This is a genomic window from Serinicoccus shuyuelongi, from assembly GCF_045032955.1.
Taxonomy (GTDB): domain Bacteria; phylum Actinomycetota; class Actinomycetes; order Actinomycetales; family Dermatophilaceae; genus Ornithinicoccus.
This window is the reverse complement of sequence record NZ_JBJFZU010000011.1, coordinates 161,143-176,943: the sequence shown is the minus strand read 5'-3', so window position 1 is coordinate 176,943 and position 15,801 is coordinate 161,143. Positions and strand designations below refer to the sequence as shown.

Genomic DNA, 15,801 nt, shown 5'->3' with positions numbered 1-15,801 from the left:
GCCCCCACGATCCGTGGAATGGCTTGTCGCGCATGTCTTCCTGCCTGTGTCGTGGTGCGCCAGGGGCGCTGCCACACCCCGCCCGGGGATCGTCGTCAGGATGACGCACGGCCCGGACTTCTCGGGTTGCACGAGGCGTTCCCGGTGGGAAGCCCCACCGCCGGTGCGCCGTCAATCGACGAAGGAGTGACGCATGCGCCTGAATAGGCAGCGGTCAGCCCCGATCGTGAGTACGATCGCCGGGCTGACACTGGTCGCCGCCGGGATGTCCCCGGTCAGCGCCCAGCCGGAAGCACCCTCCGATGAGGGAGGTGCGCTCACCCAGGAGTTCGACCCGGCCTCTGCGGCCCCGGCCTCGACCGACTGGGAAGGTGTCGAGAGTGACACCGGTCTCTGGATCGTCCGCCTCGCCGGACCGTCCGTCTCCGCATACCAGGCCTCGTTGTCCGCCCAGGACGGCGAGGCCTCCGCGGCTGAGCTGGAGGCGTTCGACGCCGAGCTCGCCGACGAGCACGCCGCGCTCGAGCAGTCCATCGACTCGACCCTGGGCCGCGACGTCCCGGTCGAGTTCACCTACCGCAACGTGCTGAACGGCATGGCGGTCGAGGTGTCCGCAGCCGAGGCCGAGGAGCTCCGCTCCCTGCCCGGCGTCCTCGAGGTCTACCCGGACATCGAGCGTGAGATGGAGACCGACGTCAGCCACGAGGTCATCTCCTCCCCCTCCATCTGGGAGGGTGAGACCGCCGAGGGCATGGCCACCCGTGGTGAGGGCGTCGTCGTCGGTGTCATCGACAGCGGCATCAACCCGTTCCACCCCTCGTTCGCCGAGACGGACGGCACCGGCTACACGCACACCAACCCGTACGGCTCCGGCAACTACGTCGGTGTCTGCGCCGAGGGTGCCGCCGACTACGAGGACATCTGCAACGACAAGCTGATCGGCGCCTACAACCTCAACGCCGCCTCGCCGGACGCGCAGGACCGTGACAACCACGGCTCGCACACCGCGAGCACCGCAGCCGGTGGCGTGCACACGGCCGACGCCGAGATCGGCGGCACGGTCTTCGAGCGTGAGGTCCAGGGTGTCGCCCCGCAGGCCAACGTCATCTCCTACCTCGTCTGCTACCCCGGCTGCCCCGGTGCCTCCAGCATCGCCGCCGTGGACCAGGCGATCGACGACGGTGTCGACGTCCTGAACTACTCGATCTCCGGCAGCGACCTGCCGTGGAACGACCCGGTGGACCTCGCCTTCCGCGACGCCGCCGCAGCCGGCATCAACGTCGTCGCCTCGGCCGGCAACTCCGGCCCCGGCGCCAGCACGGTCGCCAAGACCGGGCCCTGGATGGCCTCGACCGCCGCCACGACCCACTCGCGGATCTTCGCCAAGGAGATCTCGGTCGACGCCCCGACCCCGGTCCCGGAGGAGCTGGCCAGCATCGCCGGGTTCCCGGGCGACGGCCCCTCCCCGGAGGAGGACGTCACCGCCGAGGTGCGTTCCGCCGAGGAGGTGGACCCGGGCAACTTCCGCGCCTGCAGCGCGCTGCCGGAAGGCTCTATGGACGGCGCGATCGCGTTCGTCGAGCGCGGTGACTGCACCTTCCCGGAGAAGGTCCAGTCCGCCGAGGACGCCGGCGCTGTCGCCGTCATCATCGGCAACAACTTCGGTGGTCCGCCGAGCGCCCCCGGTGGCCTCGAGGTCAGCGGCATCCCCGCCGTGATGATCGCGCAGAGCTCCTCGCAGGCGCTGATCGACTTCTTCGCCGGCACCGACGAGACCGTCACCGCCACCTGGGCGGCCGAGACCTCGATCGCCATCGACGAGAGCTGGGTCGACGTGATGGCGGGCTTCAGCTCCCGCGGTCCGAGCCAGTACGACATGGTCGCCCCGACCTACGGTGCCCCCGGTGTCAACATCCTGGCCGCGGGTGCGGCCGACGGTGAGGACGCCGACCAGTACGCGGTGCTGGCCGGGACCTCGATGTCCTCGCCGCACGCCGCCGGTGCGACCGCGCTGATGCGCGCGCTGCACCCGGACTGGACCCCGACCGAGATCCGTTCCGCGCTGGCCTCGTCGGCCGACGTGGACGGTCTGGTCAAGGAGGACGGCGTGACCGCGGTCGACCCGTTCGACATCGGCTCCGGACGGCTCAACCTGTCCGAGGCCGGCCGCGCCGGTCTGGTGCTCGACGAGAGCATCGACGCGATGATCGCCGCTGACCCGGCGGTCGGTGGCGACCCGGCGACGCTGAACCTGCCCGCGATGGTGGACCAGGAGTGCGCCGGAAGCTGCAGCTGGGAGCGGACCGTGACCAACGTGGTCGACGGCTCCGCCACCTGGACCGCCTCGGTGGACTCCCCCGACGGTATGGAGATCACCGCCTCCCCGGCCGAGGTCACCCTCGCCGCCGGTGAGTCGGCGACGGTCACCATCACCGCTACCGTCACCGGTGCGGTGGAGGAGGACTGGGCCTTCGGTCGCGTCACGATGAACACCGACGCCACCCACGCGGGTGGCGCTGCAGTGGCGAACACCGAGATGCCCGTCGCGGTCGTCCCGACCGCCGCCGTGGCCGACGTCACCGTCGACCCCGACGAGATCACCTCGACCCAGGCCCCGGACGAGACCACCACCCAGACGCTCACCGTCGGCAACGCCGGTGGCGCGACCCTGGAGTGGGAGTTCGCGGACGCCGCCGAGGGCGTCGTCTCCGAGCAGCTCGAGGGTGGCACCAGCGGGATCGTGAGCGACTACGGCAACAACGAGGAGACCGGTGTCTACGCGGCCGAGGACTTCACCGTCGCTGACGGTGCGTCCCTGACCGAGATCTACATCCCGGGCTTCTGGAACCCGCCGAGCTCGTTGGCCGACGCCACCGAAATCAGCTGGCGCATCTACGCCGACGAGGACGGCGCTCCGGCGAGCAGCCCGGAGGACGGTGACGACGCCCTGTGGTCGTTCGACGCCGCGCCGACGGCCGCCGGTGTCGACATCACCGACAACAACATCACGCTCGACGTGGTGGAGGCCACCGGCGTCGCCGGTGAGCTGCCGGCCGGGACGTACTGGCTGTCGGTCTTCCCGTCGATCAACAACCCGCCGACCAGCGTGGACCGGTGGAACTGGTACCAGGGTGCCGACGGCAGCGGGGCCGAGGCCCACCTGATCGACCCGAGCAACCTGTTCGGTGGCGGGACCGAGTGGACCCCGCTCGGTGACCTGGTCACCTTCGACGCCCTGGCCTACACCCTCACCGGTGACGTCAGCTGTGGCGCGGACTGGGTGACCCTGGACCCGACGAGCGGTGCCACCGCTCCCGGTGAGGGCACCGAGGTCGCCGTGTCGCTGGACTCCACCGGTGTCGAGGAGGGGACCTACACCACCCAGGTGTGCCTGTCCTCGAACGACCCGGACGAGCCCCTGGTCACCGTGCCGGTCACGATGACCGTCGAGGAGCCTGAGCTCTTCCCGGTGATCGGCGTCACGCCGGAGTCGGTGGAGTCGGAGCAGATCGCCGACGTCACCACCGAGCAGACGGTCACCATCACCAACAACGGTGACAGCGACCTGGACTGGGAGCTCTCCGAGGCGGAGTCGGCCCCGGCCGACAACTCGGGTGTCTCGTCCGAGGTCTCGCTGCCCCAGGGCAGCGACCGCAGCGCGGGCACCACCGACGTCGAGGGCGACCCTGCACCGCAGGCCGTCCAGCCGGCGGAGGTCCCGATGGCCGCCACCGACCTGACGGAGGGCTTCGAGGACATCGAGGCACTCCCCGGCGAGGGATGGGCATACATCAACAACAGCGAGCCGCTGGGCACCACCAGCTGGTTCCAGGGCAACCCGGAGACCACCTTCCCGGCGCAGGACGGCCCGGACGACTCCTACGTGGGTGCCAACTTCAACAACAGCGCCAGCCCCGGTGAGATCAGCAACTGGATGCTCACCCCCGAGGTCGACCTGACCGAGGGAAGCACGCTGTCGTTCTGGACCCGGGCCAGCGGTGACGGTCTGTATGCCGATCGTCTCGAGGTGCGCATGTCGACCGCCGGTGACAGCACCGACGTCGGCACGGGTGTCAGCGGTGTCGGTGACTTCGACACCACGCTCGAGGTCATCAACGAGGACCTCGCGCCCGACGGCTACCCCGGTGAGTGGACCCAGTACGAGGTCACCATCGAGGATGTCGACGACGACACCACCGGTCGCCTGGCGATGCGGTACACGGTGCCGGACGCCGGTCCGCTCGGGGCCAACTCGGACTACATCGGCATCGACACCCTGCAGTACGTCGCCGCCGACGTGGAGCCGAACGCCTGCGAGATCGGGACCGACATCCCCTGGATGTCGGCCACCCCGACCAGCGGCACCACGGAGCCGGGTGAGTCCAGCGACGTGACCGTCACGGTCGACTCCTCCGGCCTGGAGGTGGGCACCTACACCGGTGACCTGTGCGTTGCGAGCAACGACCCTGTCACCCCGCTGGTGCTGGTCCCGGTCAGCCTCGAGGTCGTCGAGACCCCCGAGGAGCCGCTCGAGGTCGTCCGCTGGTCGGGTGACGACCGGTACAAGACGGCGGTGGAGATCTCCTCCACCTACGAGCCCGGTGTCGACGTGGCCTTCGTGGCCACCGGCCTGGAGTTCCCCGACGCGCTGGCCGGCTCCGCCGTCGCCGGTGCCTGGGACGCTCCGGTGCTGCTGACCCGTCCGGGCGCGCTGCCGGGTGCCACCGTCAACGAGCTGGCACGGCTGCAGCCCGAGTCGGTCGTCGTCCTCGGCGGTACCACCGCCGTGAGCGACGCCGTGATGGAGCAGATCGCCGACGTCACCGGTGCGCCGGTGGATCGGTGGTCCGGTACCGACCGGTACCGCACGGCGGCAGCCGTCTCCGAGGCCTACGACAGTGCGGAGCGGGTGTTCGTGGCCACCGGCCTCGACTACCCGGACGCCCTGGCGGCGGCCGCGCGGGCCGGTGCGGTCGACGCGCCGGTGCTGCTGGTCCGGACCGACGGGATCCCGGGGGCCACCGCGGCCGCCCTGGACCGGTTGGACCCGGAGCGGATCACCGTCCTCGGTGGTGACGCCGCGGTCAACGACCCGGTCGTGCAGGATCTGCGTGACTGGGCCCCGACCACCCGTGTCGCCGGTCTCAACCGGTACGTCACGGCGGCGAAGCTGATGGAGGAGTACGTCTCCGCGGAGACGGTCTACATCGCGTCGGGGATGGACTGGCCGGACGCCCTCGCGGGCTCGGCCAAGGCCGGGACGGACGAGGCGCCGTTGCTCCTCACCCGCCCGAACGGCATCCCGCAGGTCCTCGCCACCGCGCTGCAGCGGCTCTACCCGGATCGCATCGTGATCCTGGGTGGCACCGAGGCGGTGTCGGAGGGCGTCGAGGACGACCTCGGCGACCTGCGCGAGTGGGAGTGATCCCTCAGCCCGCGTAGCGGCACATCGCAGACGCTGCCCCGTCGACCGTCACGGTCGGCGGGGCAGCGTCGTGCTGCATGCCGGGGAGGTGTCCTGCGGGGTCGGCCCGGTCAGCCCGGGCGGTCCGTCAGCCCCGGGTCGCCGCAGGCGCCGGGGTGGTGCTCTCGTCCTCGTTCCACGGCATCGTCCGCAGGATGTCACCAGGGCGGGCGAGGGTGAAGAAGACGACGACGGAGGTCAGCGCACAGCCCACCATCACGCCGGCCATCGGCACCGCGGAGGAGGCGTCGAAGAAGCCGCTGATCGGGGAGACCAGGGCGCCGAAGGTGAAGCTGCTGGCCCCCAGCAGGGCCGCGGCCGCACCGGCGCGCTCCCCGTGGTCGGCCAGCGCGATGACGGGCGAGTTCGGCATCACGAAGCCGACGACGCCCATCACCAGCACCACGCCGGCGACGATGAAGCCGACGCCGAGGTCGAGCAGAGCGGCGGCCAGCAGGCCCAGCGCCACGGCCAGGGCGACCGGCAGCGCGGTGCGCATGATCGCGGCCGGGTGCCAGCGCTGCACGAGGAAGCCGTTGATCTGGCTGGTGATGGTCAGGGCGCCGGCCCCGGCGGCGAAGACGAGGGCATACTGCTGGGTGCTCATTCCGTACAGGTCCTGGAAGATGAAGGTCGCCGAGGAGATGTAGGCGAACAGCGAGCCCATCGCCGTGCAGGCGGTGAGGACCAGCCCGACGTAGCGCCGGTCCCGCACCAGGACCCCGTAGGTGCCCAGCATCGTCGAGGGGCGCAACGTCGTGCGCCGACGCGGCGGCAGGGTCTCCCGGACGAGCAGTGACGCGACCACCACGAGCAGCAGCCCGAACACGGCCAGCCCCCAGAAGATGGACCGCCAGGTGCCGAAGTGCAGGAACTGGGCGCCCAGGGTCGGGGCGATGATGGGCGCGACCCCGACGATCAGGAACAACCGCGAGATGAAGGTCGCCATCACCGACCCGCTGTAGAGGTCGCGCACCATCGCCTGGCTCAGGACCATCCCGGCCGCTGCGGTCAGGCCCTGCAGGAAGCGCAGCGCCAGCAGTGCCTCGATCGACGAGGAGAGCGCGATCAGCGCCGAGATCACCACGTAGGCGCTCAACGACACGATCAGCGGCAGCCGTCGACCGAGGGCGTCGGAGACCGCACCGATCGCCAGCTGACCGGTGGCCAGACCCACCAGGGTGGCGGTCAGGGTGAGCTGCACCGTGGCCTCGGTGGTGGCCAGGTCGGTGACGACGGTCGGGAAGGCCGCGAGGTACATGTCGATGGTCAGCGGACCGATCGCCACGAGCGCGCCGAAGATCAGCAGCCGCACCAGGCGGGACTGCTCGGGTCGGTCGCTGCGGGTCGAGGTGGTGGAGGCGGCGGAGTGCGGGCGCACGTCGGTCGCGGAGTCAGGGGAGGAGCGGAAGGGCACGACAGGACCAAGCCGGAGGAACGGCGCGGCTATTCCCCGGCATCGGCGGCCGGCTGTCAGCGGAGGCGCGCGGTGGCTCTCTCGACGAGGTCGTAGAGGACGGGTACCAGGATCAGCGTGAGCAGCGTCGAGCTGATCAGCCCGCCGATCACCACGATCGCCAGCGGCTGCGAGATGAACGCCCCGCCGCCGGTGATGGCGAAGGCCATCGGGGTGAGCGCCAGGATCGTCGCCAGCGCCGTCATCACGATCGGCCGTAGCCGGTGCCGGGCTCCCTCGACCACGGCGGTGCGCCGGTCCATACCCTGCGTGCGGTACTGGTTCACCAGGTCGATGAGGACGATCGCGTTGGTCACCACGATGCCGATCAGCATCAGCAGTCCGACCATCGAGGCGATGTCCAGGGGCGTGCCGGTGACGAGCAGCAGACCGACCGACCCGGTCGCCGCGAAGGGCACCGAGACCAGCAGGATGAGCGGCTGCAGCAGCGAGTTGAAGGTCGCCACCATCACCAGGTAGACGATGGCGATCGCCGCGAGCAGCGCCAGCCCGAGCGCGGAGAACGCCTCCTCCTGGTCCGAGCTGACCCCGCCGAGGGTGACCTGCACGCCCTCGGGGACCTCGAGCGTGTCCAACGCCTCCCGCAGGTCCGCGGTGACCGCCCCCAGGTCGTCTCCCGTGGAGCGGCCGGTGACGGTGGCGGCCCGCTGCCCGTCCACCCGGCTGATGCTCACCGCCTCCTCGACCGTCTCCAGGTCGGCGACGTCGGCGAGGGTGACGGGCTCCCCGTCGACGTCGGTGCCGACCTCGAGCCCGCGCAGCGCCTCCAGGTCGTCGGCCTCGCCCTGGCGGACCACCACGTCCACCTGGTCGGCGTCGAGCTCCACCTGGCCCACGGTGGCGCCGTCGGTGGCCGCCTGGACCACCTGCCCCAGCTGGGCCTCGGCCAGCCCGGCCTCGGCGGCCGCCGCGCGGTCCACCTGCACCTCCAGCGCGGGGACGGTGTCGGTGAGGTTGTTGCTGACGTCGAGGGCGCCGACCTCGCGCATCGCCGCGGCGACGTCCTCGGCGGCCACCCGCAGGTCCTCGGTGCTCTGCCCCTGCACCTGCACCTCGAGCCCGCCGGCCCCCGGCTGCTGGCTCGCCTGCGCCACCAGGGTGGCGCCCGCGGGCAGGTCGACGCCGGCCACCAGCTGCTCGCCGAAGACCTCGCCCTCCACGCCCTCCTCCAGGGTGAGGGCGAAGGTAGCGGTGTTCGCGCCGCTGCCGGCGAAGACGGCCTCGATGCCGCCCGGACTCCCGGCGGTCACCTGGTAGGTCTGGACGTCGTCACGCTCCGCGAGCCACTCCTCGACCCGGACGGCCTCGGCGTCCGTGTCCTCGAGCGTCGTGCCGGTCGGCATGGTGAGCGTGGCCTGCAGGGTGTTCTCGCCGGTGCTGCCGATGAAGTCGGTCTTCAGCAGGGTGGCGGCATACCCGGTCCCGCCGAGCAGCAGCGCGGCCAGCACCAGGGTGACCCACGGCTTCCGCAGCGCCCAGTGCAGCCCGGGCAGGTAGACCCGCTGCATCCGGTCGGGACGGTCGTCGGGCTCGGTCTCCGGCGCCTCCGGCAGGTGCTTGCCCCCGCCGCCCCGCCCGCCGAGGAACCAGAACCCGAGCACGGGGACGATGGTCAGGGCCACCAGCAGCGACCCGAGCATCGCCAGGCTGACCGTCACCGCGAACGGTCGGAACAGCTCCCCGACCTGACCGCCGACGAAGCCGAGCGGCAGGAAGACCGCCACCGTCGCGACGGTCGCCGAGGTGATCGCCCCGGCCACCTCGCGGGTCGCCTCGACCACGGCGGTCCGTCGCTCGTCGCCGCGCGCGACGTGCCGCTTGATGTTCTCGATGACCACGATCGAGTCGTCGACGACGCGACCGACGGAGATGGTCAGGGCGCCGAGGGTGAGGATGTTCAGCGAGTAGCCGGCCACCTGCAGCCCGAGCAGCGCCAGCAGCAGCGACAACGGGATGGACACCGCGGTGACCAGGGTCAGCCGCACCGACATCAGGAAGACCAGCACCACGACGATCGCGAAGCCCAGTCCCAGCAGCCCCTCGGTGGCCAGGTCCTCGATCGACTTCTCGATGAAGGGTGCCCCGTCGAAGATGGTGACCAGCTCGCCGCCGTCCAGGGCCGGCAGCAGCTCGCCCTGCAGCTCCTCGAGCTGGTGGGAGATCTCCACGGCGTTGCCGTCCGGGGTCTTGGTGATGGCCAGCCCCACACTTGCCTCTCCGTTGGTGCGCGTGTATGCCGTCGCCGGACGCTCCTCCAGCCGCACCTCCGCGACGTCCCCCAGGGTGGGGACCTCCACCTCGCCCGCCTCGTCCACGGCGGCGGCTGCCTGCTCGGCGGTGGCGGCGGCGACCGAGGCCTGCTGCGCCAGCTCCGGGTCGGTGGGCGCGGCTGCTGCTGCTTCGGCTGCCTCGTCGGCCGCCTGCTGCGCCTCCTGCGACTGGGTGCGGGCCTGCCCGGCGGCCTGCTGCGCACCGATCGCCTGCTGGGTGAGCAGCGGCAGCGCCGCGAGCTGTTCGGGCGAGGTCAACCGGGACCCGACCTGGATCGGCAGCTCGGTCTCGCCGTCGAGCACCTGACCACCCGGGAGCACGACCCCGTTGCTCTGCAGCAGCTGGCCCACGGCGGCGGCGCTGGCCCCGGCCTCGGCGGCCTCTTCCTCGTCGAGGTCCACCGTGACCACCCGGTCGGCGACCCCGGAGAGGGTGACGGCCCGGACGCCGTCGATGTCCTCGATCTCGGGCACCACCAGGCGCTCCAGGCGGTCGACCAGGTCCTGGCCGTCGCTGCCTCCGGTGGCGGCGAGCTGGATGATCGGGAAGTCGTCGAGGTTGCCGGCGAAGATCTGCGGGCTGGCGCTCTCCGGCAGGTCGGGCAGCGACAGCACGGCGCGCTGCAGGTCCGTCTGCGCGGCGCCCAGGTCGGTGCCGTAGTCGAGCTCGAGGATGACCGAGGAGAAGCCGTCGGTGCTGGTGGAGGTCACCTCGACCACGTTGTTCAACCCCTGGGCGGCGATCTCCACCGGCTCGGTGAGCTGTTCCTCGATGACCGAGGAGCTGGACCCGGGTGCCGAGGTGGCGACCACCAGGACCGGGAACTGCAGCGAGGGGAAGAGCTCGCGGGAGAGCGCGCTGGTGGACCAGAGCCCGGCCAGGATGCCGAAGACGGTGGCGAGCGCGATCAGCGCCCGGTTGCGGACGCTGAACAGGGTGAGGCGGGCCATAGGATGTCAAGCCTAGGGCCAACAGTTACCCTGGGACGAATCGAAATCTGGAGGGACCGGGTATGGCTGCCACGACGCAGGACGGACACGAGCCTGCCGTCGCCGCCCTCGTCACCCGGGTGGCGGAGGCGGAGGCCGAGCTGCACGCCGTGGCGATGCGCTGGCTGGACCCGCTGCCGATGCCGGCCGAACTGACGCTGCGCCAGCTGCAGGTGCTCTCACTGCTCCGGGCCTCGCCGGGGGTCACCGGTGCCGCCCTGGCCGAGGCGCTGGACGTCTCCACCCCGACCATGAGCGGCATCATCGACCGGATCGCGTCGAAGGGCTGGCTGGACCGGGAGCACGACCCTGCCGACCGGCGTCGGGTGCTGCTCCGGATCAGCGGGTCAGGCACCCAGGTGCTGGCCGACCTCGAGGGGCCGGCCGCGCAGGCGCGCGGGCGGGTGCTGGCCCGGCTGGACGCCGATGAACTGGCTGATCTGGCGCGGCTGGTCGAGCGGATGCGGGACGTCGCCCGGCAGATCGAGGCGGAGCGCGACCGGCCCGGGTCCGCCGCGGGCGGTTAGACCCCGCCGGGCCGTTCCGGCGGCACCGGGAAGCCGGAGCGGGCCTGCGCCTCGACCTCGTCGTGGTGGCTCGAGACGCTGCCCGGACCGCTCGTGTACTTCACCACGTGCACCGCGGCCACGACGAGCACCAGGGCCAGCAGGACCAACGGGACGACGGACTGGGACAGTGCCCACCACGCCACCAGGACGACCGCGACGACGGCATACGCCGGAAGATAGATGCGCTTCATGCCAACCTCCTTGGCTGATCCTCGACACTAATCGCGATGGTGGCCCGGCGCATCCGCACCTGATGCGCCGGGCCGTGACCCGCTCTCAGCGGCTGCTCAGGCGGCGCCGAGCCCGAGCCGGGCCAGCAGATGACTGACGTCCGGGTCGGAGCCGCGGAAGCGGCGGTATGCCTCGAGCGCCTCGATCGACCCGGCCCGGCCGAGCAGCTCGCGGCGGAAGGTCGCCCCGGCGGCGCGGGTCATCCCCCCGGGGGAGCCGTCCTCGGCCTGCTCGCGGAACCACGCGACGGTGTCGGCGTCCATCACCTCGGACCAGAGGTAGGAGTAGTACCCGGCGGAGTAGCCGCCGCCGAAGATGTGGTGGAAGTAGGCCGAGCGGTAACGCGGCGGGACGAGCGGGAAGGCGACCCCGGCCCGCTCCAGCGCGGCGGCCTCGAACTCCTCCACCGCGGACCCGTCCTCGGGCAGCTCCGCCAGCGGGGTCTGGTGCCAGGCCTGGTCCAGGATCATCGCCTTGAGCAGCTCGAGGGTGTGGTACCCGGTCTCGGTGCGGTTCGCGACGAGCGCGTCGATCCACTCGGCCGGGATCGGCTCACCGGTCTCGTGGTGGCGCGCGAAGCGCTGCAGCATGGCCGGCTCCCAGGCCCAGATCTCGTTGACCTGGCTGGGGAACTCGACGAAGTCGCGGGGCACAGACGTCCCGGCCCGCGAGGGGTAGCGCACGTCGGAGAGCAGCCCGTGCAGGTCGTGCCCGAACTCGTGGAAGAGGGTGATGACGTTGGTCCAGGTCATCAGGCTCGGCGAGCCCGGCGCCGCCGGCGGCACGTTGCAGGTGTTGGTGACGACCGGCAGGTCACCCAGCAGGTGCGACTGCTTGACGATGCTCGTCATCCAGGCGCCACCCTTCTTGGTGGGGCGGGTGTAGGCGTCGATGACGACGGCCCCGAGGGCGGTGCCGTCCTCCTCGCGGACCTCGAAGACCCGGGCCTCGTCGGTGTAGCCGACCAGCTCCGGGCGCTCGTGGAAGGTGATGCCGTAGAGCGCGGTCGCCGCGGCGAACACCCCGTCGTGCAGCACCCGGTCGAACTCCAGGTAGGGCTTGAGACGGTCCGTGTCGAAGGACCCCTCGCCACCGGCCGCCTGCTGCCGGGCGGACAGGAACTGCCAGTCCCAGCCCTGCAGCTCGGCGCCGGGGTGCTGCTGCTCCAGCAGCCCCTGCAGGGCGGTGGCCTCACGCTGCGCGATCTCGGTCACGCCGGGGGCCAGGCGGCCGAGCAGGTCGCTGACCGCGTCCGTCGTCCGGGCGCAGCCGACCTCGTGGGTGTAGGCGGCGTGGTGCTCGTAACCGAGCAGGGTGGCGCGCTCCGAGCGCAGACGGGCAATCCTGACCAGGATGTCGCGGGTGTCGGTCTCGGAGTCGCCGTCGTCGTCGCTGCCCAACCCGCGCCCCACGGAGGCGGAGAACACCCGCTCCCGCAGGCCCCGGTCCTCCAGGGAGTCCAGGATCGGCTGGCCGGTGGTGTTGGTGATGGTGACCAGCCAGCCGTCCAGGCCGCGGGCCTGGGCGGACTCGCGCAGCCCTGCCTTGTCGGCGTCACCCAGCCCGGCCAGCTCGGCCTCGTCGGTGACGTGCACCGCCGCCGCCAGGCGCCCCTTGACCAGCAGGCGCTCGAACTCCGTGGACAACGTCGCCAGCTCGGCGTTGAGCTCGCGCAGACGCTCCTGCCGGCCCTCCTCGAGAGCGATGCCGTTGCGTTCGTATCCGCGCAGCCGCTCGGTGAGGACGAAGTCGTCCTGCTCGTCCAGCTCCACCTGGCCGGCGTCGGCGCGCTCCCGCAGCTGCTTCAGCCGTGCGTAGAGGTCCGCGTCCAGCATGATCGTGTCGCTGTGCTGGGCCAGGCGGGGTGCGAAGTCGGCCATGATCGCGTCCCGCTCGTCGTTGGTGTCCGCGGACTTGGCCACCCAGAAGGCGGCCAGCGTCCGGTCCAGCGTCGCGCCCGCGGTCTCCCAGGCGTGCAGCACGTTCTCCACGGTGGCGGGCGCCGACTCGGTGGCCAGGGCCCGCAGCTCCGCGAGCTGCTCGGTCATCCCCGCCTCGATCGCCTCGCGCACGTGGGCGTCGGTGATCGTGGCGTAGTCGGGCAGGGCGAAGGGAAGGGTCGAGGGGGACAGCAGGGGGTTGGTCATCCACCCATCTCAGCACAGCCCACCGGCGCCCCCGGCGGCCCGGCCCCTCGACTACCAGCTGGACTTCGTGATGCCCGGGAGCTCGCCGCGGTGGGCCAGCGCCCGGAAGCGGATCCGGGACAGCCCGACCGTGCGCAGGTGGCCGCGGGGCCGACCGTCCACCGCGTCCCGGTTTCGGAGCCGGACGGGGCTGGCGTCCCTCGGCAGCCGCTGGAGCGCGCGGCGGGCGTCCTGCTGCTCCTGCGGCGACCCGGTGCGGGCAGTCTCCTTCAGGGCGGCGCGACGCCCGGCATACCGTGCGACGACGCGCTCGCGCCGACGCTGCGCGGCGATCTTGCTCTTCTTGGCCATCAGCGGGACTCCTTGAACTCGACGTGCCGGCGGACCGCCTTGTCGTACTTGCGCAGGACCAGACGGTCGGGGCTGGTGCGCTTGTTCTTCTCGGTGACGTAGCTGGTCCCGGTCCCGGCGGTGGAGCGCAGGGTGATCTTCGGGCGGACGTCCTTGCTCCGGCCGGCCATCAGAGCTTCTCCCCGCGGGCCAGCAGCGAGGCGACGACGGCGTCGATGCCCCGTCGGTCGATGGTCCTGATGCCGCGGGGGCTGACGGTGAGGGTGACCCGCCGCCCGAGCGAGGGCACCCAGTAGTGCTTGCGCTGCACGTTGACGTCGAAGCGTCGCTTGGTGCGCCGGTGCGAGTGGGAGATCGCGTGACCGAAGCCCGGGCGGGCTCCGGTCACCTGGCAGACGCGGGACATGAGGTCTCCTGATGTGTGTAAGATGAGAACGATTCTCAATACCGTATCAGTGAGGACGCCGTGCAGAAGAACATCCACCCCACCTACGCCCCCGTGGTCTTCCGGGACACCTCGACCGGGCACATGTTCCTGTCCCGTTCGACCCGTATCCCCGCAGCGACCGTCGAGTTCGAAGGCACCACCTACCCCGTGATCGACGTCGAGATCTCCAGCGACAGCCACCCGTTCTGGACGGGGAAGGCCCGCACCCTCGACACCGAGGGGCGGGTGGAGCGGTTCCGCCGCCGGTATGCCGCCTCCACGGCCCGCCCGTCCGGCACCACCCCCGGTGGTGCCGAGTGAGCACCCGGTCGGTGGGCAGCACGCCCGTCCACCTCGTCACCGGGATCGATCCGGAGGCGATGGCGGCCACCACCATCGGCCTGCAGTGGGACCTGCCCGAGGCCGTCGTCGTGCAGCACCGGATCGATGCCGACCGTCAGCAGCTCGTGCGTGTCGTCAGCGACGTCACCGGCCGTCTGGAGGAGGAGGTCGTCGACCTGGAGCACGCCTGCGTGAGCTGCGCCATCCGTGAGGACATGGTGCCCACCCTGGACCGCCTGGGACAGATCGGTCGCTGGTCCGGGATCGTCGCTCACCTCGCCGCCGGGGCGGAGGCCTCGCAGGTCTGCCGCGTCACTGCCATGTCGTCGGCCCCGCAGCAGCGGGCCTTCCACGTCGCCTCCGTCGTCGCCGCCTTCGAGGGCGAGCGGCTGGGGGACGTGCTGCTCGGCGACGACCTGCTCGAGGAGGCCGGCGTGCCCACGCTGCCCGGGGACGACCGGGGACTGGCCGAGGTGGCCGTCCCGATCCTGGAGTACGCCGACCTGGTCGTGGTCCGGGGCCGCCGGGACCCGGTGGGCCACGACGCGGTCCGGGCGCTGGCCCGGCCGGGTGCCCTGGTGCTGCGGGACGGCAGCGAGATCGACGCCCGCATCCTGCAGCAGGGTCTGCACCACCACGGTGCCACCGAGTCCTGGGTCAGCGAGGTCCGACGTGGGGTGGTGCCCACCCCGCAGACGGACCAGGTCTGGACCCTGGACCTGACTGCGGACCGGCCCCTGCACCCGCAGCGGCTGGAGGAGCGCTTCGAGGACCTCGGGGTCGGCTCGCACCGGGCCCGAGGCTGCCTGTGGGTGGCCACCCGCCCCGCCGACGTCATCGGCTGGGACGGGGCCGGCGGCCAGCACCGGCTGGGTCCGGTCGCCGCCTGGGGCGCCGGTGGCTCCGGCCCGCTCTCACGGGTGGTCGTCACCGGTCGGCACGACGACGACCGCCGGGCAGCCGTCCGGGACGCCTTCCACGACTGCCTGCTCACCGACGCCGAGCTCCGCTCCCGTGGCCCCCGCTGGGAGGAGCACCAGGACGGCCTCGAGCCCTGGCTCGGGCCGATCCGTTCCGTGGCCTGACGGCATACCAGAGCCGTCATGCCTCGCACGAACAGCAGCACCCGCAGCAACCGCAGCACCCGCAGCACACCGAGATGAAGGAGAACTCCGATGGCCGTCCCGAAGCGCAAGCTGTCCCGCTCCAACACCCGTCACCGGCGCTCGCAGTGGAAGGCGGTACCGGTCGACCTGGTCCCGGTCACCGTCGACGGCCGCACCATCGAGGTGCCGCGCCGGCTGGTCCGCGCGGCCCAGCGGGGCCTGGCGGTGACCCGATGAAGGTACGGAAGTCCCTGCGCTCGCTGAAGAGGGCGCCGGGCAGCCAGGTCGTGCGCCGACGGGGCACGCTCTACGTGATCAACAAGGCGAACCCGCGCTTGAAGGCCCGTCAGGGGTGAGCGTGCCCCGACGGGTGGGGTGGAGCCCGCTCAGGGCAGTCACCCCGTCCGATCACGGTCAGCGGCGTTGT

Annotated in this window: 13 protein-coding genes; 6 read left to right on the top strand and 7 right to left on the bottom strand. The window is 71.7% G+C overall.

What is annotated here, in order from left to right; translation table 11 throughout:
- Nucleotides 1–226 precede the first annotated feature (226 nt).
- On the top strand, nt 227–5,425 hold the full coding sequence (locus ACI3EY_RS13660; RefSeq protein ID WP_405040755.1) for a cell wall-binding repeat-containing protein: 5,199 nt from the start codon (nt 227–229) through the stop codon (nt 5,423–5,425).
- 127 nt (nt 5,426–5,552) lie between these two features.
- On the opposite strand, the gene ACI3EY_RS13655 is transcribed toward ACI3EY_RS13660, so the two are convergent.
- Together ACI3EY_RS13655 and ACI3EY_RS13650 are read right to left on the bottom strand one after the other, a co-directional pair.
- Nucleotides 5,553–6,881, bottom strand: coding sequence for a multidrug effflux MFS transporter (locus tag ACI3EY_RS13655; protein ID WP_405036761.1), 1,329 nt, complete (start codon nt 6,879–6,881; stop codon nt 5,553–5,555).
- A gap of 56 nt (nt 6,882–6,937) precedes the next feature.
- Nucleotides 6,938–10,162, bottom strand: a complete 3,225-nt coding sequence (locus ACI3EY_RS13650; RefSeq protein ID WP_405036760.1) for an efflux RND transporter permease subunit — start codon at nt 10,160–10,162, stop codon at nt 6,938–6,940.
- Nucleotides 10,163–10,224: 62 nt separating this feature from the next.
- On the opposite strand from ACI3EY_RS13650, the gene ACI3EY_RS13645 reads away from it, so the two are divergent.
- Entirely contained in the window at nt 10,225–10,728 is a 504-nt protein-coding gene (locus ACI3EY_RS13645; protein ID WP_405036759.1) for a MarR family winged helix-turn-helix transcriptional regulator, read from the top strand.
- On the opposite strand, the gene ACI3EY_RS13640 is transcribed toward ACI3EY_RS13645, so the two are convergent.
- The 5 genes from ACI3EY_RS13640 to rpmB all read right to left on the bottom strand — a co-directional run bounded on the left by ACI3EY_RS13640 (nt 10,725) and on the right by rpmB (nt 13,905).
- The gene (locus ACI3EY_RS13640) at nt 10,725–10,961 is read right to left on the bottom strand and encodes a hypothetical protein (protein ID WP_405036758.1); all 237 of its coding nucleotides are present in this window, start codon (nt 10,959–10,961) and stop codon (nt 10,725–10,727) included. The genes ACI3EY_RS13645 and ACI3EY_RS13640 overlap by 4 nt on opposite strands.
- Before the next feature lie 96 nt (nt 10,962–11,057).
- Nucleotides 11,058–13,148, bottom strand: a complete 2,091-nt coding sequence (locus ACI3EY_RS13635) for a M3 family metallopeptidase (RefSeq protein ID WP_405040754.1) — start codon at nt 13,146–13,148, stop codon at nt 11,058–11,060.
- 51 nt (nt 13,149–13,199) lie between these two features.
- On the bottom strand, nt 13,200–13,499 hold the full coding sequence (gene rpsN, locus ACI3EY_RS13630) for a 30S ribosomal protein S14 (RefSeq protein WP_405036756.1): 300 nt from the start codon (nt 13,497–13,499) through the stop codon (nt 13,200–13,202).
- Nucleotides 13,499–13,669, bottom strand: a complete 171-nt coding sequence (rpmG, locus tag ACI3EY_RS13625; protein WP_405036755.1) for a 50S ribosomal protein L33 — start codon at nt 13,667–13,669, stop codon at nt 13,499–13,501. Before rpmG ends, rpsN begins: the two co-directional genes overlap by 1 nt.
- Nucleotides 13,669–13,905 (bottom strand): 50S ribosomal protein L28, encoded by a 237-nt coding sequence (gene rpmB / locus ACI3EY_RS13620; protein ID WP_405040753.1) that lies wholly within the window; start codon nt 13,903–13,905, stop codon nt 13,669–13,671. Before rpmB ends, rpmG begins: the two co-directional genes overlap by 1 nt.
- Nucleotides 13,906–13,965: 60 nt before the next feature.
- Here rpmB and ACI3EY_RS13615 point away from each other — a divergent pair, with 60 nt between their 5' ends.
- The 4 genes from ACI3EY_RS13615 to ykgO all read left to right on the top strand — a co-directional run bounded on the left by ACI3EY_RS13615 (nt 13,966) and on the right by ykgO (nt 15,730).
- The gene (locus tag ACI3EY_RS13615) at nt 13,966–14,247 is read left to right on the top strand and encodes a type B 50S ribosomal protein L31 (protein ID WP_405040752.1); all 282 of its coding nucleotides are present in this window, start codon (nt 13,966–13,968) and stop codon (nt 14,245–14,247) included.
- Nucleotides 14,244–15,353: a GTP-binding protein gene (locus tag ACI3EY_RS13610; RefSeq protein ID WP_405040751.1), complete on the top strand. Its 1,110-nt coding sequence runs from the start codon at nt 14,244–14,246 to the stop codon at nt 15,351–15,353. Before ACI3EY_RS13615 ends, ACI3EY_RS13610 begins: the two co-directional genes overlap by 4 nt.
- A gap of 90 nt (nt 15,354–15,443) precedes the next feature.
- The gene (rpmF, locus tag ACI3EY_RS13605) at nt 15,444–15,611 is read left to right on the top strand and encodes a 50S ribosomal protein L32 (RefSeq protein ID WP_405036751.1); all 168 of its coding nucleotides are present in this window, start codon (nt 15,444–15,446) and stop codon (nt 15,609–15,611) included.
- Nucleotides 15,608–15,730: a type B 50S ribosomal protein L36 gene (ykgO, locus tag ACI3EY_RS13600; RefSeq protein WP_405036750.1), complete on the top strand. Its 123-nt coding sequence runs from the start codon at nt 15,608–15,610 to the stop codon at nt 15,728–15,730. The genes rpmF and ykgO overlap by 4 nt, the downstream gene beginning before the upstream one ends.
- The last annotated feature ends 71 nt before the right edge of the window (nt 15,731–15,801 follow it).

Bases quoted from the DNA above. Each gene is read 5' to 3' on its own strand.
- rpsN (WP_405036756.1), bottom strand. From the start codon at position 13,499: ATGGCCAAGAAGAGCAAGATCGCCGCGCAGCGTCGGCGCGAGCGCGTC.
- ACI3EY_RS13640 (WP_405036758.1), bottom strand. From the start codon at position 10,961: ATGAAGCGCATCTATCTTCCGGCGTATGCCGTCGTCGCGGTCGTCCTG.
- ACI3EY_RS13650 (WP_405036760.1), bottom strand. From the start codon at position 10,162: ATGGCCCGCCTCACCCTGTTCAGCGTCCGCAACCGGGCGCTGATCGCG.
- ACI3EY_RS13635 (WP_405040754.1), bottom strand. From the start codon at position 13,148: ATGACCAACCCCCTGCTGTCCCCCTCGACCCTTCCCTTCGCCCTGCCC.
- ykgO (WP_405036750.1), top strand. From the start codon at position 15,608: ATGAAGGTACGGAAGTCCCTGCGCTCGCTGAAGAGGGCGCCGGGCAGC.
- rpmF (WP_405036751.1), top strand. From the start codon at position 15,444: ATGGCCGTCCCGAAGCGCAAGCTGTCCCGCTCCAACACCCGTCACCGG.
- rpmG (WP_405036755.1), bottom strand. From the start codon at position 13,669: ATGGCCGGCCGGAGCAAGGACGTCCGCCCGAAGATCACCCTGCGCTCC.
- rpmB (WP_405040753.1), bottom strand. From the start codon at position 13,905: ATGTCCCGCGTCTGCCAGGTGACCGGAGCCCGCCCGGGCTTCGGTCAC.
- ACI3EY_RS13645 (WP_405036759.1), top strand. From the start codon at position 10,225: ATGGCTGCCACGACGCAGGACGGACACGAGCCTGCCGTCGCCGCCCTC.